The organism is Cereibacter azotoformans (genome assembly GCF_021391315.1).
Classification (GTDB): Bacteria; Pseudomonadota; Alphaproteobacteria; order Rhodobacterales; family Rhodobacteraceae; genus Cereibacter_A; species Cereibacter_A azotoformans.
In genome coordinates, this window is sequence record NZ_CP090021.1 from 1755400 (window position 1) to 1780910 (window position 25511).

25 protein-coding genes are annotated in these 25511 nt (G+C 67.2%); 6 read left to right on the forward strand and 19 right to left on the reverse strand.

The window, feature by feature from the left end; all coding sequences use genetic code 11:
• Position 1: 1 nt before the first annotated feature.
• Together LV780_RS08765 and LV780_RS08770 are read right to left on the reverse strand one after the other, a co-directional pair.
• Positions 2-1237 carry a polysaccharide biosynthesis/export family protein gene (locus LV780_RS08765; RefSeq protein ID WP_011908986.1) on the reverse strand — a complete coding sequence of 412 codons (1236 nt, stop codon included), beginning with the start codon at positions 1235-1237 and terminating at the stop codon, positions 2-4.
• Between the two features lie 78 nt (positions 1238-1315).
• Positions 1316-2029: a sugar transferase gene (locus LV780_RS08770; protein ID WP_011908987.1), complete on the reverse strand. Its 714-nt coding sequence runs from the start codon at positions 2027-2029 to the stop codon at positions 1316-1318.
• A gap of 768 nt (positions 2030-2797) precedes the next feature.
• Between LV780_RS08770 and surE the strand changes: the two genes are divergently transcribed.
• The 3 genes from surE to LV780_RS08785 all read left to right on the forward strand — a co-directional run bounded on the left by surE (position 2798) and on the right by LV780_RS08785 (position 5596).
• Positions 2798-3583, forward strand: a complete 786-nt coding sequence (gene surE, locus LV780_RS08775; protein WP_011908989.1) for a 5'/3'-nucleotidase SurE — start codon at positions 2798-2800, stop codon at positions 3581-3583.
• Positions 3580-4239 carry a protein-L-isoaspartate(D-aspartate) O-methyltransferase gene (locus LV780_RS08780; RefSeq protein ID WP_011908990.1) on the forward strand — a complete coding sequence of 220 codons (660 nt, stop codon included), beginning with the start codon at positions 3580-3582 and terminating at the stop codon, positions 4237-4239. The genes surE and LV780_RS08780 overlap by 4 nt, the downstream gene beginning before the upstream one ends.
• Positions 4240-4366: 127 nt before the next feature.
• Complete coding sequence (locus LV780_RS08785) at positions 4367-5596, forward strand: M23 family metallopeptidase (RefSeq protein ID WP_011908991.1); 1230 nt, start codon at positions 4367-4369, stop codon at positions 5594-5596.
• 97 nt (positions 5597-5693) lie between these two features.
• On the opposite strand, the gene LV780_RS08790 is transcribed toward LV780_RS08785, so the two are convergent.
• From LV780_RS08790 to LV780_RS08815, 6 genes are all read right to left on the reverse strand, one after another.
• Positions 5694-6530, reverse strand: coding sequence for an ATP-binding protein (locus LV780_RS08790; RefSeq protein ID WP_108220504.1), 837 nt, complete (start codon positions 6528-6530; stop codon positions 5694-5696).
• The gene (tatC, locus tag LV780_RS08795) at positions 6527-7390 is read right to left on the reverse strand and encodes a twin-arginine translocase subunit TatC (RefSeq protein WP_101340333.1); all 864 of its coding nucleotides are present in this window, start codon (positions 7388-7390) and stop codon (positions 6527-6529) included. Before tatC ends, LV780_RS08790 begins: the two co-directional genes overlap by 4 nt.
• Positions 7387-7824, reverse strand: coding sequence for a Sec-independent protein translocase protein TatB (gene tatB, locus LV780_RS08800; RefSeq protein ID WP_011908994.1), 438 nt, complete (start codon positions 7822-7824; stop codon positions 7387-7389). The genes tatC and tatB overlap by 4 nt, the downstream gene beginning before the upstream one ends.
• A gap of 10 nt (positions 7825-7834) precedes the next feature.
• Positions 7835-8047, reverse strand: coding sequence for a twin-arginine translocase TatA/TatE family subunit (tatA, locus tag LV780_RS08805; protein ID WP_011908995.1), 213 nt, complete (start codon positions 8045-8047; stop codon positions 7835-7837).
• A 226-nt stretch (positions 8048-8273) separates the two neighbouring features.
• A complete protein-coding gene (locus LV780_RS08810; protein WP_181318465.1) occupies positions 8274-9389 on the reverse strand; it encodes an ABC transporter ATP-binding protein in 1116 nt (371 codons plus the stop codon).
• An 87-nt stretch (positions 9390-9476) separates the two neighbouring features.
• Entirely contained in the window at positions 9477-10256 is a 780-nt protein-coding gene (locus LV780_RS08815; protein WP_108220503.1) for an SDR family oxidoreductase, read from the reverse strand.
• 141 nt (positions 10257-10397) lie between these two features.
• Between LV780_RS08815 and LV780_RS08820 the strand changes: the two genes are divergently transcribed.
• The 3 genes from LV780_RS08820 (at position 10398) to LV780_RS08830 (ending at position 14049) form a co-directional block, all read left to right on the forward strand.
• Positions 10398-12002, forward strand: a complete 1605-nt coding sequence (locus LV780_RS08820) for a peptide chain release factor 3 (protein WP_108220502.1) — start codon at positions 10398-10400, stop codon at positions 12000-12002.
• 252 nt (positions 12003-12254) lie between these two features.
• Positions 12255-13778, forward strand: a complete 1524-nt coding sequence (locus tag LV780_RS08825) for a DEAD/DEAH box helicase (RefSeq protein WP_181318464.1) — start codon at positions 12255-12257, stop codon at positions 13776-13778.
• A 106-nt stretch (positions 13779-13884) separates the two neighbouring features.
• A complete protein-coding gene (locus LV780_RS08830) occupies positions 13885-14049 on the forward strand; it encodes a hypothetical protein (RefSeq protein ID WP_085996573.1) in 165 nt (54 codons plus the stop codon).
• Positions 14050-14140: 91 nt separating this feature from the next.
• On the opposite strand, the gene LV780_RS08835 is transcribed toward LV780_RS08830, so the two are convergent.
• The 11 genes from LV780_RS08835 to nuoH form a co-directional block, all read right to left on the reverse strand.
• Positions 14141-15814: a ribonuclease J gene (locus LV780_RS08835; protein WP_011909000.1), complete on the reverse strand. Its 1674-nt coding sequence runs from the start codon at positions 15812-15814 to the stop codon at positions 14141-14143.
• Complete coding sequence (locus LV780_RS08840) at positions 15811-16584, reverse strand: type III pantothenate kinase (protein ID WP_108220500.1); 774 nt, start codon at positions 16582-16584, stop codon at positions 15811-15813. The genes LV780_RS08835 and LV780_RS08840 overlap by 4 nt, the downstream gene beginning before the upstream one ends.
• 10 nt (positions 16585-16594) lie before the next feature.
• Complete coding sequence (locus LV780_RS08845) at positions 16595-17350, reverse strand: biotin--[acetyl-CoA-carboxylase] ligase (RefSeq protein WP_108220499.1); 756 nt, start codon at positions 17348-17350, stop codon at positions 16595-16597.
• Positions 17340-18776, reverse strand: a complete 1437-nt coding sequence (gene nuoN, locus LV780_RS08850; protein ID WP_011909003.1) for an NADH-quinone oxidoreductase subunit NuoN — start codon at positions 18774-18776, stop codon at positions 17340-17342. The genes LV780_RS08845 and nuoN overlap by 11 nt, the downstream gene beginning before the upstream one ends.
• Positions 18777-18786: 10 nt before the next feature.
• Complete coding sequence (locus LV780_RS08855) at positions 18787-20328, reverse strand: NADH-quinone oxidoreductase subunit M (protein WP_108220498.1); 1542 nt, start codon at positions 20326-20328, stop codon at positions 18787-18789.
• Positions 20328-22475, reverse strand: coding sequence for an NADH-quinone oxidoreductase subunit L (nuoL, locus tag LV780_RS08860; RefSeq protein WP_108220497.1), 2148 nt, complete (start codon positions 22473-22475; stop codon positions 20328-20330). Before nuoL ends, LV780_RS08855 begins: the two co-directional genes overlap by 1 nt.
• A 5-nt stretch (positions 22476-22480) precedes the next feature.
• A complete protein-coding gene (gene nuoK / locus LV780_RS08865) occupies positions 22481-22786 on the reverse strand; it encodes an NADH-quinone oxidoreductase subunit NuoK (protein ID WP_002719678.1) in 306 nt (101 codons plus the stop codon).
• A gap of 160 nt (positions 22787-22946) precedes the next feature.
• Positions 22947-23561 (reverse strand): NADH-quinone oxidoreductase subunit J, encoded by a 615-nt coding sequence (locus LV780_RS08870; RefSeq protein WP_108220496.1) that lies wholly within the window; start codon positions 23559-23561, stop codon positions 22947-22949.
• Positions 23558-23968, reverse strand: coding sequence for a carboxymuconolactone decarboxylase family protein (locus LV780_RS08875; RefSeq protein WP_011909007.1), 411 nt, complete (start codon positions 23966-23968; stop codon positions 23558-23560). The genes LV780_RS08870 and LV780_RS08875 overlap by 4 nt, the downstream gene beginning before the upstream one ends.
• A complete protein-coding gene (gene nuoI, locus LV780_RS08880) occupies positions 23965-24468 on the reverse strand; it encodes an NADH-quinone oxidoreductase subunit NuoI (protein ID WP_011909008.1) in 504 nt (167 codons plus the stop codon). The genes LV780_RS08875 and nuoI overlap by 4 nt, the downstream gene beginning before the upstream one ends.
• A 1-nt stretch (position 24469) precedes the next feature.
• Positions 24470-25507, reverse strand: a complete 1038-nt coding sequence (nuoH, locus tag LV780_RS08885; protein ID WP_101340326.1) for an NADH-quinone oxidoreductase subunit NuoH — start codon at positions 25505-25507, stop codon at positions 24470-24472.
• Positions 25508-25511 lie beyond the last annotated feature (4 nt).

Here is a 25511-nt window from a genome sequence, read left to right on the forward strand (position 1 = left end):
CTCAGTTGGTCGAGGGCGGCCTCAGCGTCATCTGGACCATGTCGCCCGGCTCCAGCCGCAGGTCCATCGCGTCGGGGATCTGGCGCAGCTCGTCGTCGTCGATGCGCATCACGATGACGCTGCTCATGGCGGCGATGGCGTCCGGGTCGGCCGCCAGATCCTTGCCGCCCGCCTGCCCCAGAAGCGACACCGAGAGCCCCCGCTGCGTGTCGATCTTGCGGTCGATCTCGAGGATCTGGGCCTCGACCTCCTGAAGCTGGGCCGCGATCTCCGACGAGCGTCCGTCCAGCAGCGCGATCCGGTCGCGCTCGGCCGTCGTGATGCCCTGACGGGCCCGCAGGATCGCCGTCGAGGTGTCGAGCCGCTGGCTCTCGATGGCCGACAGCGTCCGCTGCGTCTCGAACAGCCGCCCGCTGGCCACGAGCCCGCGTTCCGACAGGTTCCGGGCGTTTGCAGCCTCTTTCTCGGCCAGTTCGAGCTGTGTCTCGAGCTGGACCGTCTTGGCCTGCAGCGCCTCGATCTCTGCGGTCAGCAGTTCGCTCTGCGCGTCGATGGCCGCCAGATTGCGCTCGACCTGATCGCGGCGCAGATCCATGAACGACTTCTCTTCGGCCAGCAGCGCCCGGCCCCGCGCGCTGTCGAGGTCCGGGACGGCGCCCAGTTCGCTCTCGTTGGCGCGCTCGGCCATCAGGCGCGCGCGGCGGGCGAGCATACCCTCGCGGCTGTCGAGCAGGATGCGCAGCGCGCCTTCCTGCGAGATCAGGTCGCGCACGATGGCCGGGGTGCTGCGGATCTCGTCGCTCGGCCCGCCCGCCATGGCGATGGCCTGCCGCGCGGTGATGCCGGGACGATAGACCACCTCGCCCGGATTGCGCACATGACCCGCCACGATGACCGGGCGATATTCGGCGATCTCGACGGTGGCGTCGGGCATGTCGGGCAGCGCCAGACGCTCCATCAGGCCGTCGGCGATCAGGGTGCCGAGCTGGGAGGGCGTGTGCCCCGCCGCCTCGACCGGCCCGAGGAACGGAACGGAAATCGTGCCGTCCGAATTGACCCGGTATTCGCCCGTCATCGCGTCCCACACGCGCATCGTCCCGTCCACCGGCTGCCATTCGAGGACCCGCAGACGCAGGAGGTCGCTGGCGCTGATCTTGTAACCTTCGGCCAGCACGGCCCCTCCGGGCAGCATCGCCAACGCGACGAGCGGGAGGAGATGGCGACGGAACACGGCCATTCGGGTACCTTTCTCTCTATGACATGAAGGCGCGGCGGACACTCCGCCGCGGCCGCTGGCCAGACCTTGACTGACGGCTCAGCAGGAGCCGCGCGAGCGCAGAACCGCCGGCACCGTCCGCAGGATGATCGCCGCGTCCGCAAGAACGTTCCAGCGCATCACGTAGTAGCGGTCGAGGAGCACGCGCTGCCGATAGCTCAGATCGCTCCGGCCGCTGACCTGCCACATGCCGGTCAGGCCGGGGCGGGTCCGCAGGTAATGGCCGGCAGAGCCGCGGTAGCGGCGCAGCTCGGCCGCCACCACCGGGCGCGGCCCGACGACGCTCATCTCGCCGGACAGGATGTTGAAGAGCTGCGGCAGCTCGTCGATCGAGAGCATGCGGATCACGGCCCCGATCGGCGTCACCCGCGGATCCTGACGGAGCTTGCGGTCACGCTCCCATTCGCGTTGCGCCTCGGGATTGGCGCGCAGGTGCCGCTCGAGCACCACGTCGCCGTCCACCACCATCGAGCGGAACTTCCAGCAGCGGAAGGTCCGGCCACCGAAGCCCACGCGTTGATGCCCGTAGAGGATCGGCCCGTTGCTGCTGAGCCAGATGATCAGCGCCACGCCGATCATCAGCGGCGCCAGCGCGATCAGCGCGGTCACCGCGATCAGGATGTCGATAATGCGTTTGGCCAGCCCCCCGACCGGTCCCGATTCCGCGCCGGCAACGGGCGCCAGGGACGACAGGTAGATGTGGTCGGAACTGACGTTGTCTGGCGCCAAAGAGGATTGCGGATTGAATTCCATGAAACACCTGTTGCTTTCGAGCGTCGCCACTCAGGCACGGACCGACTTTAATCCAGAAAATGCTGAGTCATGTCGTGCCAAGTCTTCCGGGTCGAATATTGTACAAATTAGAACAACAATTTTCCTCGCTTCAGCCGATATGTCAAGGCGTGCCCATTTTGAGGGCGGTTTCTCGATCGTGCATCTGCGGATTCTTGCTGCACCTGCGAAAAAGAGAGACCTGTAAGCAATACGATTACGGGGCTGCCCCTTTAGGTGGATGCGATTCCCGGCCACGCCCCAAGTGCCTCCCATCCTCAATGATTCCGCGCATTTTTCAAGCTGTAGAATGGTGGATCATCACCGTCGAAATCCTGCAACCCACCGCAACCCAAGGAAGTATTGCGGACACCCCTCGGTAGAGGAACCGCGCCGCACGCGATGGTGAGCGGCATCGCCGCGGCCCGCCTCGGCGCAGCCGCCGCGAAAGCCGCGGAAAGATCAAGATCCGGCAGACCACACAGGCGGATCCTCGCTTCTGCGGCCGCATTCAGTTTCTTCCCGCACTGCAGCAAGTCGGCATCTCCGGTTGACGATCAAGGTTTGGGCATGAGGCCACCCGCCGGACCCGAAGGTCCGGTGAGGCAGCGTGCGATCAACACCGCACATGTCGAACGGTTCCCGACAATCTTGCGGGCCCTGAAGACACAGCGCCGGCCTGGCCGTCGTGCACGGCTTTACGCTCGCGCACCGCTCGTCTAAGCAGATGATCGGCAAAGAGAGAACCCAATGCGCATCCTGATCACCAACGACGACGGCATCAATGCTCCGGGGCTCGAGGTGCTCGAGGGGATCGCGCGGGACCTCGCCGGGCCTGACGGTGAGGTCTGGACGGTTGCCCCCGCCTTCGAGCAGTCGGGCGTCTCTCACGCGATCAGCTACACCCATCCGATGATGATCGCCAAGCTGGCACCGCGCCGCTATGCGGCGGAGGGCAGCCCGGCCGACTGCGTGCTCGCCGCGCTCTATGACGTGCTGCAGGGCGCCCGCCCGGACCTCGTGCTGTCCGGCGTGAACCGGGGCAACAACTCGGCCGAGAATGTCCTCTATTCCGGCACGGTCGGCGGCGCGCTCGAGGCCGCGCTGCAGGGTCTGCCCGCCATCGCCCTGTCGCAGTTCCTCGGGCCCGAGACCGAGGGGCTGGCCGATCCGTTCGAAGGCGCCCGCACCCATGGCGCGCGGATCGTGCGGCTGCTTCTGGAAAAGGGGCTCTGGGACGACGGCGACTATCGCCTTTTCTACAACGTGAATTTCCCGCCCAAGCCTGCGGCCGGCGTGCGTGGCCAGCGCGTCGCGGCGCAGGGTTTCCGGCGCGACACCTCCTTCGGGGTGGAGCCGCACATGTCCCCCTCGGGACGCCGCTTCCTCTGGATCCGGGGCGGCGCGCAGCACAGCCCCACCCTGCCCGGCACCGACGCCGCCGTGAACCTCGACGGCTACATCTCGATCACCCCGATGCGTGCGGACCTGACCGCGCACGACCGGCTTGCGGAGCTGGAGGCGCTGATCGGATGACTGCAGGCCCGGACGAGGAGGATCCGGCAGAGCGCAAGATGCGGTTCCTGTTCGCCGTCCGCTCGCGCGGCGTCACCGATGCCCGCGTGCTCGCCGCGATGGAGCGGATCGACCGCGGCGCCTTCGTCCGGGGCATCTTCGCCGACCGCGCCTACGAGGACATGCCGCTTCCCATCGCCTGCGGCCAGACCATCAGCCAGCCCTCGGTCGTGGGGCTGATGAGCCAGGCGCTGGCGATCAATCCGCGCGACAAGGTGCTCGAGATCGGAACCGGATCGGGCTATCAGGCCGCGATCCTGAGCCAGCTTGCGCGCCGCGTCTACACCGTCGATCGCCACCGGCGGCTGGTGCGGGAAGCGACCGAGCTGTTCCATCGGCTGGGGCTGACCAACATCACCGCCCTGGCCGCCGACGGCAGTTTCGGCCTGCCGGAACAGGCGCCCTTCGACCGCATCCTCGTCACCGCCGCCGCCGAGGATCCGCCGGGGCCCCTGTTGGCACAGCTCAAGATCGGCGGTATCATGGTGGTCCCGGTCGGGCAGACCGACGCCGTGCAGAACCTGATCAAGGTGACGCGGCTCGAGCAGGGCTACGACTACGAGGAACTTCGCCCGGTGCGCTTCGTGCCGCTGATCGAAGGGATCGGGACCGACTGACGGGCGCTCCGGCCTGCTGCCCGGATCGCATCACCGGCGCCGGCGGCGTCCGACACGGCTTCGGGAACCAACCCGGAGGCATGACAAGCTCCGGGACCAACCCGGACTGCAAGACGAGAGGCAGAGCATGTTCCACCGACCCCCGCTCGCGCGTGCCCTCTGCATGACGGCGACGCTGACCATCCTTGCCGCCTGCAACACCTCCGAGCTTGACTGGGACCTCCGCAGTCGCCCCGGCGCGCTCAACACCTCCGAGGCCGCCCGCGCGGCCACCGCACCGCGGCCACGCCCCGACGATCGGGGCGTGATCTCCTATCCGAACTATCAGGTCGCCGTGGCGCGGCAAGGCGATACGGTGGCTTCCCTGTCCGGGCGCCTCGGGCTCGATCCGGTGCAGGTCGCCAGCTACAACGCGCTGGCCCCGCAGAACCCGCTCCGGGCGGGCGAGGTCGTGGCCCTGCCGCAGCGGGTTGCGGCCGCCCCGGCCATGGCGCCCGCCCCGGTGATGGCCGCGCCCGTGGCCACGGCAAGCCCGTCGAGCGTCGATGTGACGGCCATCGCCACCACGGCCCTCGACCGCGCCGGAAGCGGCGCGCCCGTGCCGGCCGCAGCGCCGGCCTCCGCAGCCGCCCCCGCCCCTGTTGCGGCGACCCCGCGCACGGCGGACGAGCCCGTGCGCCATCGGGTCGTGCGCGGTGAGACCGCCTATTCCATCGCGCGGAGCTACAATGTCTCGGCCAAGGCGCTGGCGGACTGGAACGGTCTCGGCGCCGATCTGGGGGTGCGGGAGGGCCAGTATCTCATCATCCCGACAGCCGCGGCGGCCCCGCCCGCGCCTGCGCCTGCGCCGAACGTGACGCCTGTCACGGTGCCGGGGGTCGGTTCGCCCACGCCCACACCGCCCTCGGCCGCCAAGCCGTTGCCGGCCGAGTCGACCACCCCGGCCTCGAAGCCCGCCAACCAGCCCGCCTCGCCCGACCTCGGGGCGCAGCGGACGTCGGCCTCGGCCTCGAGGCTCGGTTTCCCGGTGCAAGGCAAGATCATCCGCGGCTATGTGAAGAAGAAGAACGACGGCATCGACATTTCGGCCGCCGTCGGCACCCCCGTCGCCGCCGCGGCCGACGGGACGGTCGCCGCCATCACGCAGGACACCGATCAGGTGCCGATCCTCGTGATCCGGCACCCGGACAATCTGCTCACGGTCTATGCCAACATCGACGGCATCAAGGTCGCCAAGGGCGCAACGGTCAAGCGGGGCCAGCAGATCGCCGTGGTCCGCGCGGCCGATCCGCCCTTCGTCCATTTCGAGGTCCGCAAGGGCTTTGAAAGCGTGGACCCGATGCCCTACCTGCAATAGTCGCGCCGGATCAGACCCTTGAAAGACAAGGCGGCCGCGGAACGTCATGTTCCGCGGCCGCCTTGTCTTTCCTCGGTCGGTTCAGCCCACGGCTGCCCTAGAGCGCGACGCCGTGGCGCGCGGCGAGATCGGTGAAGAACTGCCAGGCCACCCGCCCCGAACGCGAGCCGCGTGTGGCCTGCCATTCGATCGCCTCGGCCCGCAGTTCCTCCTCGGCGACGCACAGCCCGTGCGCCGCGCAATAGCCGCGGATCATCTCGAGATATTCGTCCTGCGAGCACGGATGGAAGCCCAGCCACAGCCCGAAGCGGTCCGAGAGCGACACTTTCTCTTCCACCGCTTCGGAGGGGCTGATCGCGGTCGATCGCTCGTTCTCGATCATGTCGCGCGGCATGAGGTGCCGGCGGTTCGAGGTCGCATAGAGGATCACATTCTCGGGCCGCCCCTCGATCCCGCCGTCCAGCACCGCCTTGAGCGATTTGTAATGCTGGTCATCGTGGCTGAACGACAGGTCGTCGCAGAAGAGGATGAAGCGGAAGGGTGCCGAGCGCAGATGCTTGAGCAGCCGCTGGACCGAGGGCAGATCCTCGCGGCTGAGCTCCACGATCTTGAGCGGCAGGCCCCGCGCCACAACCGCGGCATGGATCGCCTTGACAAGGCTGGACTTTCCCATCCCACGCGCGCCCCAGAGCAGCGCGTTGTTGGCCGGCAGGCCGCGGGCGAAATGCTCGGTGTTCGCAAACAGGATGTCGCGCGCCCGGTTGACCCCCACCAGAAGCGAAAGGTCCACCCGCGCCACCCGCTCGACCGGCTCGAGCCGGTCCGGCGCGGTGTGCCACGCAAAGGCGTCGGCCGAGGCGAAATCGGGGGCCGGCATCGGCGGCGGGCTCATCCGTTCGAGCGCCGCCGCGATCCGCTCCAGCGGGTCCGTCATGCCGCGCCGTCCCCTTCCTCATCGTCGAACCAGAGGCCCTGCGCCCGCAGCTCGGCCTCGCGCTTGCGCTCCATCCGCTTGATCAGGAAGATCGAGATCTCGTAGAGCGGATAGACCGCGCCGAACAGGATCATCTGGGACATCATGTCCGGCGGCGTGACCAGGGCGGCCACCGCAAGGATCAGCACGACCGCATATTTGCGCATCGAGCCCAGCCCGCGCGAGGTGACCAGCCCCGCCTTGCCCATCAGCGTCAGCAACACAGGGAGCTGGAAGCAGAGGCCGAAGGCCAGGATGAAGTTCGAGGTCAGCGCCAGATACTGCTCCATCGAGCCCTGGAACACCACGCCGGCGAGCGGCAGGCGGCCCTCCTCGCCCTCGGCACCCGGCTGTTCGGTCATGAACTGCTGGAAGCCGAGGAAGAAGTCGAAGGCGATCGGCAGCACCACATAGAAGGCAAAGAGCCCCCCCAGCACGAACATGATCGGCGACGCGATCAGGAACGGCAGGAAGGCGGCCTTCTCGTTCCGGTAGAGCCCCGGCGCCACGAACCGCCACATCTGCCAGGCGATCACCGGGAAGGAGAGCATGATGCCGCCCATCACCGAGATGCGGATGGCGACGAAGAAGCCTTCCTGCAGCTTGATCAGGACAAGCCCGCAATCCTGCCCGCGCGCGGCCAGCGCATCGCAGATCGGGTGGGTCAGGAAGTTGAAGATCGGATTCCAGACCGTGAAGGCGACCAGCATCGCCACCACGAAGGCGCCCAGCGAGATCAGGATCCGGGTTCTGAGTTCGGCCAGATGCTCGATCAGCGGAGCACTGGAACTGTCGATGTCGTCTTTTGTGTCGCGGCTCATTCGTCACTCTTGCGATCGGCCGGCGCGGACGCCTGCGCGGCGGGTGCGGCGGCCGCCGGAGCCGTCACGGCTGCAGCCCCGGGCCCCTGCTGAGCCTGCGCCGCCGGGATCGTGCCCGCCTGCGCCGGAGGCTTCGGCGTGGACGGCTGCGGCTTCATCGGGTCCCACTTCTCGAACCGTTCGGCCGCGTCCTTGATCGCGTCGAGACCCATGCTGCGCGGCGAGGTCGCGTTCTTGACGTCCTTCACCACGTCCTTGACGCCGGTCTCGTCCGCCGCCGCCTCCATCGCGCGCTGGAACTCGCGCGCCATGTTGCGGGCCTTGGCCGTCATCCGGCCGAGCGTGCGGAACATTTCGGGAAGATCCTTGGGACCCACCACGATCAGCGCCACGACGCCGATGACGAGCAGTTCGCTCCAGCCGATGTCGAACATCGGGCGCCGATCAGACCTTGTCGCGCTCGGAGGCGGGCGTCACGTCACGCGTCGTCTCGGGGCGGTTCTCGATCTCGGCGGTCTCTTCCTTGACGCCTTTCTTGAAGGCATTGATCCCCTTGCCAACCTCGCCCATGAGCGAGCTCACCTTGCCGCGTCCGAACAGCACGAGCACCACCACCGCGATGAGGAGCAGGCCGGGCAAACCGATATTGTTGAGCATCTCGCGTCTCCTGCGGCCGACATGCGGCCTCGCTTCGTCACTGCCCCCATTTATTGGTTCGCGCCCCCGGATCAAAGACCCTTTCGCTGCGGCTCCGTCTTTTTTGTATCCGTGCTTGCGCCCGCACAAGGTTCCCAGAGCGACCGCAAGCGCCGCCGAACCGGCCCGCGGCTTCGCTCATCGCATGAAGTTCCCCGCGCAACGCAATGATCGGGCAGCATATCAGTCAGCGGCGCGCCGGGAAGACGAAGCAGCGGTCGCGCCGGATCATCAGCCAGAGCGGCGTCCCGGGCCTGGGCAGGAACACGTTCGGCACCGAGGCCGTCAGACGCGAGCCGTCGCTGTCCATCTCGAACTCGACAAGGCTCTCGCGGCCGAGGAAACGCGCCCGCAGCACCCGTCCCCGTGCGGCCGTGCCCTCGGCGGGCGTCGGGTTCGGCCCGCGCCCGTTCCGGTCGAAGTCGATCCTGAGATGCTGGGGCCGGATGATGATCTCGACCTCGGCCCCGTCGGCATGTCCCGGCGTCAGGAACTCGCCGAAGGGCGTCTCGGTCAGCGCCCCGCGCGAGATCCCGTGGATCACGTTGATGTCCGAGAAGAAGGCCGCCGCCGCCCGATCCACCGGCGCGTTGTAGACGTTGTAGGGCGAGCCGCGCTGCACGATCCGCCCGGCCCGCATGAGCAGGATCTCGTCGGCCATCCGCAGGGCCTCGTCGGGCTCGTGCGTCACGAGCAGGACCGCCGCCCCCTCCTCCTTCAGGATCTCGAGCGTCGTGTCGCGGATCCCGTCGCGCAGCCGGTTGTCGAGACCCGAAAAGGGCTCGTCCATCAGCATGACCTTGGGCCTTGGCGCCAGCGCCCGCGCCAGCGCCACCCGTTGCTGCTCACCGCCCGACAGCTGGTGCGGGTGCTTGCGCCCGTATCCGGCGAGGTTCACCCTCTCGAGCAGTTCGGCAACCCGCCGGTCCTTCTCCTCGCGACCGCCGCGGAGGCCGAAGGCCACGTTCTGCGCGACCGTCAGGTGCGGGAAGAGCGCGAAATCCTGAAACATCAGGCCGACCGAGCGCGCCTCGGGCGGCAGGAAGAGCCCGCCGTCCGACACCGGCTGCCCGTCGAACCAGATGCGGCCGCTGTCGGGCTGCTCGACCCCCGCGATCATCCGCAGGGTCGTGGACTTGCCGCAGCCCGAAGGGCCGAGGAGGCAGGCCACCTGCCCCGCAGCCACCTCGAGCGACACGTCCTCGACGACGGGGCTGCCGCCGAAGGCGCGCGTCAGATGCTCGACCTTCAGGCGCGGGGGGCTGGGAGGGAGTTGACGCACGCTCTGTCCGACCATTTCCATCGGGACGGTTCTGGCCGCTTTCAGCGACCATTTCAACCCTTAGCCACGCGGGGCCGCCCGCCCCTGGGGCGGCTCCGCCGGCACGCCTCAGACGGTCAGGTTGGTGCCGCCGCCGTCCACCAGCAGGTTCTGCCCCACGATGAAGCGCGCCTGCTCCGAGCAGAGGAAGGCGCAGGCCGCGCCGAAATCCTCGGCCTGCCCGTAGCGCCGGGTCGGGATCGCGGCCGCCCGCTGCGCCCGGGCCTCGTCAAAGCTGATGCCCTGCGCCTTCATCACATTGCGATCGAGCGCCTCGGCCCGGTCCGTGTCGTGGATCCCCGGCAGGAGGTTGTTGATGCAGACGCCGTGCTGCGCGACCTGCCGCGAGGTGCCCGCGACATAGCCCGTCAGCCCCGCCCGCGCCGAGTTCGACAGCCCGAGCGCCGGAATGGGCGCCCGCACCGACTGCGAGGTGATGTTGACCACCCGACCCCAGCCCTTGTGGATCATGCCGGGCAGAAGCGCCGTCATCAGCGCGATGGGCGTCAGCATGTTGGCGTCGAGCGCGCGGATGAAGTCGTCGCGCGTCCAGTCGGCCCAATTGCCGGGCGGCGGCCCCCCGGCGTTGGTCACGAGGATGTCCACCGATCCGGCCGCCTCCAGCACCCGCGCCCGGCCCTCGTCGGAGACGATGTCGGCGGCGATGGTGGTGATGGAGACGCCGTGGCGGGCGCGCAGATCCTCGGCCGCCGCCTCGAGCGCCTCGGCGCCTCGGGCGTTCATCACCAGATCGACCCCAGCCTCGGCCAGCGCCCGCGCGCAGCCCAGCCCCAGACCCTTCGACGAGGCGCAGACCAGCGCGCGGCGGCCGCGAATGCCCAGATCCATTGTCATCTCTCCCATTCATCTTTCCGCACCCGGCTTAGCAGCCCTTCCCCGGCCGCGAAACCCGGAACGGGCGGCCGCATGCGACAGCGGAGGCTCAGGACGCGCTTCCCAAGCCGCAGGCCAGCGGCTATATCGCGCCCCATGCTGGACCAGTCGAACCGCCCCGCCCTCCCTGCCGAAATTGCCCGCCGCCGGACCTTTGCGATCATCTCGCACCCCGACGCCGGCAAGACGACGCTGACCGAAAAGTTCCTGCTGTTCGGCGGCGCGATCCAGATGGCGGGTCAGGTGCGCGCCAAGGGCGAGGCACGGCGCACGCGCTCGGACTTCATGGCGCTGGAGAAGGAGCGCGGGATCTCGGTCTCTGCCTCGGCCATGAGCTTCGACTTCGGTCCGTGGCGCTTCAATCTGGTGGACACCCCCGGCCACTCGGACTTCTCCGAGGACACCTATCGCACCCTGACCGCCGTCGATGCCGCGATCATGGTGATCGACGGCGCGAAGGGCGTGGAAAGCCAGACCCGCAAGCTCTTCGAGGTGTGCCGCCTGCGCGACCTGCCGATCCTGACCTTCTGCAACAAGATGGACCGCGAAAGCCGCGACACGTTCGAGATCATCGACGAGATCCAGCAGAACCTCGCCATCGACGTGGCGCCGGCCTCCTGGCCGATCGGGATGGGGCGCGAGTTCCTCGGCTGCTACGACATCCTGCACGACCGGCTCGAGCTGATGGACCGCGCCGACCGCAACCGCGTGGCGGAATCGATCAAGATCGAGGGGCTGGACGATCCGAAGCTCGCCGAGCATATCCCCGCGGACCTGCTGGCCAAGCTGCGCGAGGATCTGGAGATGGTGGCCGAGCTGATGCCCCGCTTCGACCGGCAGAGCTTCCTCGAAGGTCACCTGACTCCGATCTGGTTCGGTTCGGCCATCAACTCCTTCGGCGTGAAGGAGCTGATGACCGGCATGGGCGAATTCGGCCCCGAGCCGCAGGTGCAGAAGGCGGCCGAGCGCGGCATCGCCCCCGAGGAAACCCCGGTGACCGGCTTCGTCTTCAAGGTGCAGGCCAACATGGACCCCAAGCACCGCGACCGCGTGGCCTTCGTGCGCCTCGCCTCGGGGCATTTCGAGCGCGGGATGAAGCTGCTGCATGTGCGGTCGAAGAAGCCGATGGCGGTGACGAACCCGGTACTGTTCCTGGCCGCCGACCGCGAACTGGCCGAGGAAGCCTGGGCCGGCGACATCATCGGCATCCCGAACCACGGACAGCTGCGGATCGGCGATGCGCTGACCGAGGGTGAAAGCCTGCGCTTCACCGGCATCCCCTCCTTCGCGCCCGAGCTTCTGCAGGGCGTGCGCGCCGGCGATCCGATGAAGGCCAAGCACCTCGAAAAGGCGCTGATGCAGTTTGCCGAGGAAGGCGCGGCCAAGGTCTTCAAGCCGATGATCGGATCGGGCTTCATCGTGGGTGTGGTGGGCGCGCTGCAGTTCGACGTTCTCGCCAGCCGGATCGAGCTGGAATATTCGCTTCCCGTCCGCTTCGAGGGCTCGCAATTCACTTCGGCGCGCTGGGTCATGGGGCCGAAAGCCGCGGTCGAGGCCTTCGTCAACGTCAACAAGGGCCATATCGCCCATGACAGCGACGGCGATCTTGTCTATCTCACCCGCCTGCAGTGGGACATCGACCGCGTCAGCCGCGACCACCCCGAGGTCAGGCTGACCGCGACCAAGGAGATGATGGTCTGAGGCAGGACGTGCCGGGGTGCGGCCCCTGGCCCCTGCTCTTCGCGCGCCTCCAGGGCGCGCGGGCCCGTGAACCGCGGCCCGGAAGGGACAAAAGACGGCGGCGAGGCGGCAAATGCAGCCCGAACCTTGACCCTCGGGACAATTTGGGCTAAGGCGCCCGCAGGCCATGAGGGCCGAAAGACGCCGGGACGCCCGGACCATCAGCGTCCCCTTGAGTACCATGCGGTCCGATACCGCATTGACAGGATGCTAATGACCAAGTTCTCCGACCTCGCGCTGGATCCCCGCGTGCTGAAGGCCGTGCAGGAAGCCGGCTACGAAACGCCCACCCCGATTCAGGCGCAGGCCATCCCGCATGCGCTGGAAGGCAAGGATGTGCTGGGCATCGCCCAGACCGGCACCGGCAAGACCGCGAGCTTCACGCTGCCGATGATCACCATTCTCGGCAAGGGTCGCGCCCGCGCGCGGATGCCGCGCAGCCTCGTGCTCTGCCCGACCCGCGAACTGGCCGCCCAGGTGGCCGAGAATTTCGACATCTACGCCAAGCATTCCAAGCTCTCGAAGGCGCTGCTGATCGGCGGCGTCTCCTTCACCGAGCAGGACAAGCTGATCGATCGCGGCGTGGACGTTCTGATCGCCACCCCCGGCCGCCTGCTGGACCATTTCGAGCGCGGCAAGCTTCTCCTGACCGGCGTGCAGATCATGGTGGTGGACGAGGCCGACCGGATGCTCGACATGGGCTTCATCCCGGACATCGAGCGCATCTTCTCGCTGACCCCCTTCACGCGCCAGACGCTCTTCTACTCGGCCACCATGGCGCCCGAGATCGAGCGGATCACCAACACCTTCCTCACCGGCGCGGTGAAGATCGAGGTGGCGCGCCAGGCCACCACCTCCGAGACGATCGAGCAGAAGCTCATCCAGATCACCCCCACCCGGAAAGAGCGCAGCTTTGCCGACAAGCGGGCCGTCCTGCGCGCGTTGATCCGCGCCGAGGGCGAGGCCTGCACCAACGCGATCATCTTCTGCAACCGCAAGATGGACGTGGATGTGGTGGCCAAGTCGCTGAAGCAGCACGGCTTCAACGCGTCTCCGATCCATGGTGACCTCGACCAGTCGCAGCGCACGAAGACGCTCGACGGCTTCCGCGACGGGACGCTGCACCTGCTGGTCGCCTCCGACGTGGCGGCGCGGGGTCTCGACATCCCGGCCGTGAGCCATGTCTTCAACTTCGACGTGCCGACGCACCCCGAGGATTACGTCCACCGCATCGGGCGGACGGGACGCGCGGGCCGCAAGGGCAAGGCCTTCAGCATCGCGGTGCCGTCGGACGACAAGCACCTTGCCGCCATCGAGAGCCTCGTCAAGCAGGCGATCCCGCGCGGCGAGTTGCCCGAGGGCTTCAGCCTCGAGGACCGTCCCGACCGGCCCGAGCGGGAAAGTGCGCGTGGCGAGCGGCCCGGCCGCAGCCGCCGCGGCCGTGACCGCGAGCGGGACCGCCGCGAGGAGCCGCGCGCGGAGGCCGTCGAGCCCGCCGTTGCAGAGGTGCCCGAGGTGCCGGTGCGCGAGGAGCGTGCTCCCAAGCGGGACGAGCGCCGCGAGGACCGTGGCCGTCGGGACCGCGACCGCCGCGACGAGCGCGTGGTTGGCATGGGCGACCATGTGCCGGATTTCCTGCTGCGCAGCTTCCGCATCGCGAGCCTCACGGCGCTGGACGAGGAAGAGCCGGCCGCGGACAGCGCGGACGAGGTTCTCGCCGGTCAGGGCGAGGACTGAGCCCGCTCCGGCAGCGCCCGCGCGGCGCTGCCATGCCCTCATTCATGGGAAACGAATTGGCGACCTGAGCGTTGAGGGGCATCCTCACGCAACGAAAGGTGCTGCCATGAACCGCCTCTCCATCGCCCTGCCGCTGGCGGGCCTGCTCGCCCTTGCCGCCTGCGGCAGCAACGACACCGAACGTGCCGCCACGGGCGCACTGGGAGGCGCCGTCGTCGCCGGCCCCCCCGGCGCCCTCGTGGGTGGTGCGGCCGGAACGCTTGTGGATTGATCCTCAGGCCGGTCGAGCGGTCCGGGGGCAGCTCAAGCCTGCGTCCGGACCATCGGACGACAGGGGGACAGCCTGAGCCCCCCTCGCCTCCTCAGCCCTCCATCAGGCGGCTGACCACCACCGTCACCTCGGGCTTCTTGCCGATCTCTTCCATCGACACCTGCCGAACGATCCGCCGGATCGCCTCGTCGAGCTTGTCGTCGTCGCGCATGACCTTGGCACCCGCCCGGCCGAGATAGTCGGAGAGTTCCTCCTCCATCGTCTCGGACAGCGCCTTTCCGGTCCGACCCCGCTCGGGCAGGCCCATGAGTTCCACCCAGGCCTCGCCCAGCGGCTCGTCCTGCTCGTCGAGGATCACGGTCGTCAGCACATGGCCGTTCAGGGCCATGCGGATCCGGTCGCGCACCACGCCGTCGCGTGCGCCGATCAGCACGTTGCCGTCGAGGTAGGTCCGGCCGGTGTCGATATATTCCGCCACCTGCAACCCGCGCGTCAGGTCGATCAGCATCCCGTTGGTGATCACGTCCGAGGTGATCCCCTTGGCCGCCGCGATGCGGGAATGCTCGCGCAGGTGCCGGTGCTCGCCATGCATCGGCACCAGCACCTCCGGCCAGAGCAGCGTATGCACCTGCTCGAGATCCGGCCGGTTCGCGTGGCCCGAGACATGGTAGAGCCCGCCCGCATCATCCATGACATCGACGCCCATCTCGGAGAAGGCGTTGACGACGCGCAGCACGCCGCGCTCGTTGCCGGGGATGGTCTTGGAGGAGAAGAGGAAGAGGTCGCCCTCCTTCATCTCGAGCCCGAGATATTTCCCCCGCGCAAGCTGGGCCGAGGCCGCGCGCCGCTCGCCCTGGCTGCCGGTCACGATCAGCATCAGGTTCTGCCGCGGGATCTCGGCCGCTTCCTCGGGGCTCACCACCTGGGGAAAGCCGGACAGCACGCCGCTTTCCTGCGCCGCCTGCACCATGCGCCGCATGGCGCGCCCGAGAAGGCAGATCGAGCGATTGGACGCCGCCGCGGCCTCGGCCAGCGTCTTGAGCCGCGCCACGTTCGAGGCGAAGGTGGTCGCCACCACCATGCCACGCGCGCCCGCGATCAGCGCCCGCAGCGGATCGGCGAGCGTCGCCTCGGACCGGCCGGGATGCAGCGAGAAGACGTTGGTCGAGTCGCACATCAGCGCCTTGACGGGACGTTCCGCCGCGATCGCCCGGAAGGTCTCATCGGCCCAGGGCTCGCCCACCACGGGCGAACGGTCGAGCTTGAAATCCCCCGAATGGACGATGCGGCCCGCGGGCGTGTCGATCACCAGCGCCGAGCTTTCGGGGATCGAGTGCGAGACCGGCACGAACTGCACCTCGAAGGGGCCCGCCTCGACCACCTCGGGGCGCGCGCCCACGATGTTGATGCGGTCAACGGGCAGCCCGTGTTCCTCGAACTTCAACCGCCCGATGGTGCCGGTGAAGCGGCGGGCATAGACCGGCGCCTTGAGCCGCGGCCAGAGATGGCCGAGCGCGCCGATGTGGTCCTCGTGCGCGTGGGTGATGAAGATGGCCTCGATCCGGTCCTGACGCTCTTCCAGCCAGGAGATGTCCGGCATGATGAGATCGACGCCCGGCGTCGTCTCCATGTCGGGAAAGGTCACGCCCAGATCGACGATGATCAGCCGCTCGCGCCCCTCGGGGCCATAGCCATAGACATAGCAGTTCATTCCGATCTCGCCCGCTCCGCCGAGCGGCAGGTAGATCAGCCGGTTCGCACTCATTCCAGTTCCTTGTTGTATTGGTGGATCAGGACGAGACCCTGCATGGTCAGATCGTCCTCCACCTTGTCGAACAGATCGAATCCCTGGTCGAATAAGGGTGCCAGGCCCCCTGTGGCGATGACCTTCATCGGGGCGTACCGCTCGAGCCGGATCTGGCGAACGATGCCCTCGACGAGGCCGATGTAGCCCCAATACACCCCCGACTGGATGCAGGCCACCGTATTCGTTCCGATGGCGTGCGGGGGCTTGGTCACGTCGACATGCGGCAGGGCTGCGGCCGCCATGTGCAGCGCCTCGAGGCTGAGGTTGACGCCGGGCGCGATCACGCCGCCGATGTAGGCGCCGTCGGCGTCCACCACGTCGAAGGTGGTGGCGGTGCCGAAGTCCACCACGATCAGGTTGCCGCCGTGCAGGTGATAGCCCGCGACCGTGTTCACCAGCCGGTCCGGCCCGACCGTGGTGCCCTGATCGACGCGGGGCGCGACCGGCAGCCGGCATTCCGGCTTGCCCACCACCAGCGGGCGGCAGTCGTAATAGCGGTTGCAGAGGACGCGCAGGTTGAACACCACCCGCGGCACGGTCGAGGAGATCACGGCTTCGGTGATCCGCGCCTCGATCCTCGTCAGGCTCAGGAGAGTGGAGAGCCAGACATGGTATTCGTCGGCCGTGCGCTTGTGATCGGTGGCGATGCGCCAGGTGGCCAGGAACTGCGTGCCGTCCCAGATCGAGAAGACCGTGTTCGTGTTGCCGCAGTCGATCGCCAGAAGCATTCCGTCACCTTCAGAAAAACACCTCGGCCGCCGGGATCGCCACGCGGCCGTCGCGTGTCTTCAACACCAAAGCGCCGGAAGCGTCCACCGTCTCGAAGATGCCCTCGCGCAGGTCGTGGCCGGTGCGTGCCCGGATGGGCTCACCCAGACGGGCGGCATGGGCCAGCCACGCCTCGCGCGTGGGGCCGAAACCATAGCGGGCAAAGCTCTCCTCGCGCCGGGCATAGGCGGGGGCGAGGCGGTCGAGGAAGGCCACCGGATCGACACGCAGGCCGGTTTCGGCCAGAAGGCTCACGGGCGGCACCGCGCCCGGCTCGACCTCGGCCACCGCGGGGGCGCCGATCAGGTTCACCCCGATGCCGATGGCCAGATGCTGCACGCGCGCCCCCTGCCCGATGCTCTCCAGCAGGATGCCGGCGAGCTTGCCGCCGTTCAGCAGCACGTCGTTCGGCCATTTCAGCGCGAAGGCTTGCGGAAGGCCGGTCAGCGCCACGCAAGCATCGCGCAGCGCCAGCGCCGCCACGAAGGACCGCAGCGCCACCACCTCGGGCGTCTCGGTCGGATGCATGAGGTAGGTCGCGTAGAAATTGCCGCGCGGCGAGGTCCAATGGCGCCCGCGCCGCCCCCGCCCCGCCGTCTGCTCGCCGGCCTGGATCCAGGCCGGCCCGCTCAGGCTGGGCGCGAGGCGGGCGGCCATCGCGTTGGTGCTGTCAACCGTCTCGAGGGCGTGGCGCGCCACACCCTCCGGCCAGGGATCAGCGGACAAGCGTCTCGGCCGCCACCGCCGCGAGGGGTTCGAGCCCGAACATGTTGATCACGCCCAGCACGTTGATCGCGGCCGCGCCCATCAGCATGGACCATTGCACCCCGTCCATCCGGCTTTCGACCGGATCGGTCTCCTTGCCGAAATACATGTAATAGACGATGCGCATGTAGTAGTAGGCGCCGATCACCGCGGCCAGAACCGTGAGGATCGCAAGCCAGGCCATCCCCGCGCTCACCGCGGCCTTCAGGACGTAGAACTTGGCGAAGAAGCCGATGAAGGGAGGCACCCCGGCCAGGCTGAACATCAGGATCAGCACCGCCAGCGCCTTCAGCGGCTCGCGCTTGGCGAACATGTTCAGGCTGTCGATGCTGGTGACCGGCCGGCCGTCCTTCTCCATCGACAGGATGAAGGCGAAGGTGCCGATGTTCATGGTCGTGTAGATCGCCATGTAGAGCAGCATGGCCTGCACGCCCTCGGCCGTGCCTGCGGCCAGACCGACCAGCGCATAGCCCATGTGGCCGATCGAGGAATAGGCCATCAGCCGCTTAATGTCGCGCTGTCCGATCGCCGCGATCGAGCCGAGGAACATCGAGGCCACCGCCAGCGCCGCCAGCACCTGCCGCCAATCCATCGGGATGCCACCGAAGGCGTCATGCACCGTCCGCGCGATCAGGGCGATCGCCGCCACCTTGGGCGCGGTCGAGAAGAAGGCGGTGACCGGGGTCGGCGATCCCTCATAGACGTCCGGCGTCCACATGTGGAACGGCGCGGCCGAGACCTTGAAGGCGAGGCCCGACAGCATGAACACCAGCCCGAACAACAGGCCTAGCGGAACCCCCTCGTTCAGCGTCAGCATGATGCCCGAGAAGAGCGTCGTGCCGGCATAGCCATAGACGAGCGACGCGCCGTAGAGCAGGAGGCCCGACGACAGGGCGCCCAGCACGAAATATTTCATGCCCGCTTCGGTGGATTTCACCGAGTCGCGCCGCAGCGAGGCCACGACATAGAGCGCGAGGCTCTGCAGCTCGAGCCCCATGTAGAGCGCGATCAGGTCGCCGGCCGAGACCATCATCATCATGCCGGTCACCGAGAGCGCGACGAGGATCGGAAACTCGAACCGGCCGAGGTCGCGGCGCTGCATGTAATCCTGCCCGAGCAGCAGCACCGCCGCCGCCGAAACGAGGATCGTGACCTTGGCAAAGCGCGAGAACGGATCCTCGATGAACATGCCGCCAAAGGCCAGGCGCGAGCCCGAACCGCCAAAGCCGATCCAGACCGCCAGGAGCAGCATCAGGCCCGAGATGGCCCAGGTCATGACGGGGGTCGTCCGGTCCTTGCCGCCATAGACCCCGGCCATCAGGCCGATCATGGCGGCGGTGGCGAGCACCACTTCGGGAAGGACGGTCGAGAAGTCAGCGGAGGTCATCGTACGTCCCTCATTCCATGGCCAGCCGCGAGCCCGCCTCGAACAGGGCGGCCGCGGACTGGTAGTCGCTCGTCAGGCGGGCCACCGAGGGCCCGATGATGTCGGTTACAAGGCTCGGATAGACGCCGAGCAGCAGCGTCATGGCCACGAGCGGGGCAAAGATCGCCTTCTCGCGCCGGTCCATGTCGCGGATCGTGCGCAGGGCCTCCTTCACCAGCTCGCCGAAGACCACGCGGCGGTAGAGCCAGAGGCCGTAGGCCGCCGAGAGGATCACGCCGGTCGTGGCCACCATCGCCACCCAGGTGTTGACCTGGAAGATGCCGACGAGGGTCAGGAACTCACCCACGAACCCGCTGGTGCCGGGAAGCCCCACGTTGGCCATGGTGAAGAACATGAAGATCAGCGCATAGGCCGGCATCCGGTTCACGAGGCCGCCGTAGGCGTCGATCTCGCGCGTGTGCATCCGGTCATAGATCACGCCCACGCACAGGAACAGCGCGCCCGAGATGAAGCCGTGCGACAGCATCTGGAAGATCGCCCCGTCCACGCCCTGCTGGTTCGCGGCGAAGATCCCCATGGTCACATAACCCATGTGCGCGACCGACGAATAGGCGATCAGCTTCTTCATGTCCGATTGCGCCAGCGCCACCAGCGAGGTGTAGACGATGGCAATCGCCGACAGCCACAGCACCAGCGGCGACAGCAGGTCCGACCCCACCGGGAACATCGGCAGCGAGAAGCGCAGGAAGCCGTAGCCGCCCATCTTCAGCAGGATCGCCGCCAGCACCACCGAGCCCGCCGTCGGCGCCTGCACGTGCGCATCCGGCAACCAGGTGTGCACCGGCCACATCGGCATCTTCACGGCGAAGCTCGCGAAGAAGGCCAGGAACAGCAGCGTCTGCAACCCGCCGACGATCTGGAAGCCCGCGATCGACAGCGTCCCCGACGAGAATTCATGCGCCATCAGCGTCGGAATGTCGGTCGTGCCCGCGTCGAAGTACATCGCGATCATCGCGATCAGCATCAGGACCGAGCCGAGGAACGTGTAGAGGAAGAACTTGAAGGCCGCGTAGATCCGCTCCTTGCCGCCCCAGATCCCGATGATGAGGAACATCGGAATGAGGCCCGCCTCGAAGAACAGGTAGAAGAGCACAAGGTCGAGGGCGCAGAAGACGCCGATCATCAGCGTCTCGAGCACCAGGAAGGCGATCATGTATTCCTTGACCCGGTTCTCGACCTCCCAGGCCGAGGCGATGGTCAGCGGCATCAGGAAGGTGGTCAGCATCACGAAGAGGATCGAGATGCCGTCCACGCCCATCTTGTATTTCAGGCCCGCGATCCAGTCGTAGGTCTCGACGAACTGGAAGCCGGTGTTGTCGGGGTCGAAGCCCGCCAGCAGGAAGAGCGACACGAGGAAGGTCGCCGAGGTGGCCAGCAGCGCCAGCCACTTCGCGTTCCGCTGCGCGGCCGCGTCCTCGCCCCGCAGGAACAGCGCCATGATCAGCGCCGCCACCAGCGGGATGAAGGTGATGATCGACAGCAGGTTTTCCATCAGTGCGCGCCCCCCGTGAGCGTCATCCAGGTAATGAGGATCGCGATGCCGAGGAACATGGCGAAGGCATAGTGGAAGATGTAGCCGGACTGCACGCGACCGGCGAGCCGGGTCAGCGCCGGGATGATCCCCAGCGCAAGCCCGTTGATCGCGCCGTCGATCACCGCCCCGTCGCCCCGCTTCCACAGGAAGCGGCCGATGAACCGGGCCGGACGGACGAAGATCACGTCATACAGCTCGTCGAAATACCACTTGTTCAGCAGGAAGAGGTAGAGCGGACGCTGGTTCCGCGCGAGCGCCCCCGGCAGCGACGGCTTGGCGATGTAGAAGAGCCAGGCAAAGGCAAAGCCGATCAGCATGGCCACGAAGGGCGAGACCTTGACCCAGACCGGCGCATGGTGCGCCTCGTCCATGACATGGTTCTCGGGGCCCATGTAGATCGCGCCGATCGGACCAAGCCCGGCCACCTCGGCATGGGCCTCGGTCTCGGCCGCGCTCGGCGCCTCGCCGGCACCGGCCAGGTTGCCGGCCTCGGGCAGCGCCTCGTCGGCGGCCTGGGTCTCGGCTCCGTCCTCGGCCGCGGCCTCGGCGTGGGTTGCGCCCTCTTCCGAGGAGGCCGCGTGATGCGGGATGCCGAACCATGTGGCCACGCGGTTGTGGTCGCCGAAGAAGGAATTGTACCAGATCATCCCCGAGAACACCGCCCCGAGCGCCAGGACGCCCAGCGGGATCAGCATGGTCTTCGGGCTTTCGTGCGCATGATCATAGGCGTGGTGATCGCCGCGCGGTGTGCCGAAGAAGGTCAGGAAGATCAGCCGCCAGGAATAGAAACTGGTGAAGCAGGCGGCCACGACCAGCAGCCAGAAGGCATAGGAGGAGCCCACGAAGGCGCTCTCGATGATTGCGTCCTTGCTGAGGAACCCGGCGAAACCGATGTGAGTCAGCGGGATGCCGACGCCGGTGATGGCGAAGGTGCCGATCATCATCGCCCAGAAGGTCAGCGGGATCTTGTGGCGCAGCCCGCCGTAGTTCCGCATGTCCTGCTCGTGGTGCATGGCATGGATGACCGAGCCCGCCCCAAGGAACAGCATCGCCTTGAAGAAGGCGTGGGTGAAGAGGTGGAACATGGCCGCCGAATAGACCCCCACGCCGGCCGCGACGAACATGTAGCCAAGCTGCGAGCAGGTCGAATAGGCGATCACGCGCTTGATGTCGTTCTGCACGAGGCCAACGGTCGCCGCGAAGAAGGCGGTGGTGGCGCCGACCACGACGATCATGGTCTGGGCGTCGGGCGCGAACTCATAGAGCGGCGACATGCGGCAGACGAGGAACACACCCGCGGTCACCATGGTCGCCGCGTGGATCAGCGCCGACACGGGCGTCGGGCCCTCCATCGCATCGGGAAGCCAGGTGTGCAGGCCGAGCTGGGCCGATTTCCCCATCGCGCCGATGAAAAGCAGCACGCCAATCAGGTTCGCGGCATTCCATTCGGTCCACAGGAAGGTGACGTTGGTCTGCGCAAGCTGAGGCACCGCGTCGAAGACATCGTCGAAACGGATCGAATCCACCAGGAAGAACAGGGCCATGATGCCGAGGGCGAGGCCGAAGTCACCCACGCGGTTCACCACGAAGGCCTTGATCGCGGCCGCGTTGGCGGAGGGTTTCCGGTAGTAGAAGCCGATCAGCAGGTAGGAGGCGACACCGACACCCTCCCAGCCGAAGAAGAGCTGCACGAGGTTGTCCGAGGTCACCAGCGTCAGCATCGCGAAGGTGAAGAAGGACAGATAGGCGAAGAAGCGCGCCTTGTAATGCTCGTGGTGGTTCCAGTTGTCGTCATGCGCCATGTAGCCGAAGGAATACAGGTGCACGAGCGCCGAGACGGTGTTCACAACCACCAGCATGATCGCGGTCAGCCGGTCGATGCGGATCGCCCATTCGGTCGAAAGCGAGCCGCTCTCGATCCAGCGCAGCAGGACGACCTGATACATCTCGCCGTCGAAGCCGAGGAAGATGATCCAGGACAGCAGCGCCGCGAGGAAGACGAGCGCGGTGGCGATGATCTGCCCCGCCCGCTCACCGATGAGACGCCAGCCGAAGCCGCAGATCAGCGCGCCGAGGAGCGGCGCCAGAAGGATGATCGTTGCCATGTGCCTCAGCCCTTCATCACGTTGACGTCTTCGACGTCGATGGTGCCGCGGTTCCGGAAGAAGGTGACGAGGATCGCAAGCCCAATCGCGGCCTCGGCCGCGGCCACGGTCAGCACGAAGAGCGTGAACACCTGCCCCGTGAGATCCCCGAGGAAGCTCGAGAAGGCCACGAGGTTGATGTTCACCGCGAGCAGCATGAGCTCGATGGACATCAGGATCACGATCACGTTCTTCCGGTTGAGGAAGATGCCGAAGATCCCGATCACCAGCAGCGCGGCCGATACCGTCAGATAATGCTCAAGTCCCACCATTCTCGTCCCTCCGGCTCACCGCCCGTCTTTCCCTTGTGCCGGCGGCCGGTCCGCGCGCGAGCGCAGACCCCGGCCCCCGGATCTTCCGCACGCGGACCCGACGAGGGGTCCGCACCACGGTCTGTCCGTCAGGCTCCGCAGAGCCTACCCCGGTCCGGCCTCAGAGGCCCTGCCCCGGCTTCACGTCCTTCAGTTCCATCGCCTCGGCGGGATCGCGCCACATCTGCGCCAGCACGTTCTGGCGCTTGACATCGCGCCGCTCGCGCAGCGTGAGCAGGATCGCCCCGACCATGGCCACCAGCAGGATCAGACCCGCTGTCTGGAAGAGGTAGAGATACTTGTCATAGATCAGCAGCCCGAGCGCGCGGCTGTTCTCGATCTGGTTCGGGTCGGGCGTCGGCGCCTGGCGCAGAGCCGGCGCGCCCTCGGCCGTCACCCAGGCGCCGATCCCCATCGAGAGCTGAAGCAGGATCACGATCCCGATCAGCGCCGCCACCGGCATGTAGCGCGCCATCTCGGACTTGAGCGCCTCGAAGTCGACGTCGAGCATCATGACGACGAACAGGAACAGCACCGCCACCGCGCCGACATAGACGATGATCAGCAGCATGGCCACGAACTCGGCGCCGAGCAGCACGAACATCCCGGCCGAGCTGAGGAAGACGAGGATCAGCCACAGCACCGCATGGACCATGTTGCGCTGCGTCACGACCATGAGCGCGGCAAAGACCGCGGGCACGGCAAAACAGTAGAAGGCCAGATCGGCGACACTCATTCGTCTGTCTCCTCGAACTCGGCAAAGACGCTCTGGGCCACGTCCAGCGCCTTCTGCATGGCGGGCACCCCGCCGAATAGGCTCATCTGCCAGATCACCTCGGCGATCTCGCGCTTGGTGGCCCCGGCCGCCAGCGCGTGGCGGATCGTGAGCCGGATCTGGGGCTCGGCGTGGGCGCCGAGAACGGTCAGGGCGGCGAGCGTCACGAGGAGGCGGGTCTTGGCGTCCAGCCCCTCGCGGTTGAAGGTTCGGCCGAACCACATCTCCATCACGTCCTTGGACATGGTGGGGATGAGCTTCTCGAACTCCTTCACCTGGAAATGCTCAAGGGCGGGATTGAACGAGCGGGCCATCTCGTGGCCCTGCTCGATCATCGACTTGAACATCTTCGCCAGCTCGTCGTTCATCGGTAGGGCGCATCCAGCTCGAGGTTGCGGGCGATCTCGGCCTCCCAGCGGTCGCCGTTCTGCAGGAGCTTCTCCTTGGTGTAGAACAGCTCCTCGCGCGTCTCGACCGAGAATTCGAAGTTGGGGCCTTCCACGATCGCATCCACCGGGCAGGCCTCCTGACAGAAGCCGCAGTAGATGCATTTCGTCATGTCGATGTCGTAGCGCGTGGTGCGGCGGCTGCCGTCCTCGCGCGGTTCGGCGTCGATCGTGATGGCCTGCGCCGGGCAGACCGCCTCGCAGAGCTTGCAGGCGATGCAGCGTTCCTCGCCGTTGGGATAGCGGCGCAGCGCGTGCTCGCCCCGGAAGCGGGGCGACAGCGGCCCCTTCTCGTGCGGGTAGTTCAGCGTGTGCTTGGGCGCGAAGAAATACTTCATGCCAAGGCCGAAGCCCTTGATGAAATCGAGCAGCAGAAAGTACTTGACTGCCCGGCCGTAGTCGATTGCGCCTGTCCTGGCCATGTCAGCCCCCCATCGCCCAGCGGGCCCAGAAGCCGCCGAACACTTCGAATTTCGCAAGGAACGCCACCAGAACCACCCAGGCGAGGCTGAAGGGCAGGAACACCTTCCAGCCGATCCGCATGAGCTGGTCGTAGCGGTAGCGCGGCACGATGGCCTTCACCATCGCGAACAGGAAGAAGAAGAAGCCCATCTTCAGCACCATCCAGAGCGCGCCGTCGGGCAGCCCCGGAATGGGCGAGAGCCAGCCGCCGAAGAACAGAAGGCTCATCAGCGCGCACATCAGGAAGATGGCGATATACTCGCCCGCCATGAACAGCAGGAACGGGGTCGAGCTGTATTCGACCTGGAAGCCGGCCACGAGTTCGGATTCCGCTTCCGGCAGGTCGAAGGGCGGGCGGTTGGTCTCGGCCAGCGCCGAGATGAAGAACAGCGCCACCATCGGCAGGTGCGGCAGCCAGTACCAGTTGAAGATCCCGAACGGGCCCGCCTGCGCCTCGACGATGTGGGTCAGGTTCATCGAGCCTGTCGAGATGATGATCCCGATGATGATCAGCCCCAGCGACACCTCGTACGAGATCATCTGCGCCGCCGAACGCAGCGAGCCGAGGAACGGATATTTCGAGTTCGAGGCCCAGCCGCCCATGATCACGCCATAGACCTCGAGCGAGGAGACGGCAAAGACGAACAGGATCGCCACGTTGATGTCCGACAGCACCCAGCCGGGGCTGAAGGGGATCACGGCCCAGGCCAGCACCGCCAGCACGAAGGACAGCAGCGGCGCAAGGAAGAACACCGGCCGGTCCACGCCCGCGGGAACCACGACCTCCTTGAAGACGTATTTCGCGGCATCGGCCACCGTCTGCAGCAGGCCGAAGGCGCCCACCACGTTCGGGCCGCGCCGCATCTGCACCGCCGCCCAGATCTTGCGGTCGCCATAGACGAGGAACAGAAGCGAGATCATCACGAAGGCTATGACCAGAAGCCCCTGCGCCGCGATCGTGAGGATGATGCCCATCCCCGAATTCATGAACTCATCCATGGCG